Origin of the sequence: Mycobacterium sp., assembly GCF_036488105.1 — a bacterium.
Classification (GTDB): domain Bacteria; phylum Actinomycetota; class Actinomycetes; order Mycobacteriales; family Mycobacteriaceae; genus Mycobacterium.
Genome location: NZ_DASXHW010000106.1, coordinates 1 through 1,622, shown reverse-complemented (window position 1 = coordinate 1,622; position 1,622 = coordinate 1). Strand labels below are relative to the sequence as shown.

The following is a 1,622-nucleotide window of genomic DNA, read 5'->3' as shown; positions in this document are numbered from 1 at the left end:
GCACACCGCTTCGCGGGTGAACGTGAGCGACTACCGGTGGGACGACGACGCCTGGATGACGGCCCGCGCCAAGCGCAATGCCGTGTTCGAGCCGATGAGCACCTACGAAGTCCACCTGGGCTCGTGGCGACCGGGCCTGTCATATCGGGACCTTGCCCGCGAGCTGACGGATTACGTTCTGGCGCATGGCTTTACCCATGTCGAACTGCTGCCCGTTGCCGAGCACCCGTTCGGTGGCTCGTGGGGTTATCAGGTGACGTCCTACTACGCGCCGTCATCCCGATTCGGCACGCCCGACGAGTTGCGCTCCCTCATCGACGCGCTGCACCAGGCCGGTATCGGCGTCATCGTCGACTGGGTGCCCGCTCACTTCCCCAAGGACGCGTGGGCGCTCGGCCGGTTCGACGGCACACCCCTCTACGAGCATTCCGACCCCAGCCGCGGCGAGCAACTCGATTGGGGCACTTACGTCTTCGACTTCGGCCGTGCCGAGGTGCGCAATTTCCTGGTGGCCAACGCGCTGTACTGGCTCGAGCAGTATCACATCGACGGCCTGCGAGTCGACGCCGTCGCGTCGATGCTCTACCTCGATTACTCACGCCCGGAAGGTGGCTGGACGCCGAACATCTACGGCGGCCGGGAGAACCTGGAAGCCGTGCAGTTCCTGCAGGAGATGAACGCCACGGCCCACAAGGCTGCGCCCGGTATCGTCACGATCGCCGAGGAGTCGACCTCGTGGCCTGGCGTCACCAGGCCGACGACCGTTGGCGGCCTGGGCTTCTCGATGAAGTGGAACATGGGCTGGATGCACGACACGCTGGACTACATGAGTCGCGACCCGGTGTACCGCAGTTATCACCACCACGCGATCACCTTCTCGATGCTCTATGCGTTCAGCGAGAACTTCGTGCTGCCGATCAGCCACGACGAGGTCGTGCACGGCAAGGGGACGCTGTGGGGACGGATGCCGGGTAATGACCACGTGAAGGCGGCCGGGCTGCGCAGCCTGCTGGCCTACCAGTGGGCGCACCCGGGCAAGCAATTGCTGTTCATGGGCCAGGAATTCGGGCAGCGCGCCGAATGGTCCGAGGAGCGCGGCGTCGACTGGTTCCAGCTCGACGAGGACAGCTTCTCCACCGGAATTTCACGGTTGGTGGGCGACCTCAACTCGATCTATCGCCGTTCTTCGGCGTTGTGGAGTCAGGACATCAAGCCCGAGGGCTACTCCTGGATCGACGCCAACGACTCCGCCAACAACGTGCTGAGTTTTCTGCGGTACGGCAGCGACGGCTCGGTGATGGCCTGTGTGTTCAACTTCGCCGGCGCCGAGCACAGCGGCTACCGTCTCGGTCTGCCCAGCGCCGGGCGCTGGCGTGAGGTGCTCAACACCGACGCGACGGTCTACAACGGCACCGGTATCGGCAATCTGGGCGGCGTCGATGCGACCGATGCGCCGTGGCATGGCCGCCCGGCATCGACAGTGCTGGCGCTGCCGCCGATGTCAGCGCTGTGGCTGGAGCCCGAAAAGCCGCCTAATACAGCGCGTTAGCGAGGTTGCGTCGTCCCGCGATGACTTCGGGGTCGGCAGGATCGAACAGCTCGAACAGCTCGATCAGCCGCGT

Annotated in this window: 2 protein-coding genes; one reads left to right on the top strand and one right to left on the bottom strand. The window is 65.0% G+C overall.

Annotation, left to right across the window (positions count from 1 at the left end; translation table 11 throughout):
• Positions 1-1,549: 1,4-alpha-glucan branching protein GlgB (gene glgB / locus VGH54_RS05670; protein WP_331510960.1), on the top strand; the 1,549-nt coding region annotated here is incomplete at its 5' end.
• On the opposite strand, the gene VGH54_RS05665 is transcribed toward glgB, so the two are convergent.
• The coding region (locus tag VGH54_RS05665; protein WP_331510961.1) for a tetratricopeptide repeat protein at positions 1,533-1,622 on the bottom strand (90 nt) is incomplete at its 5' end. The genes glgB and VGH54_RS05665 overlap by 17 nt on opposite strands.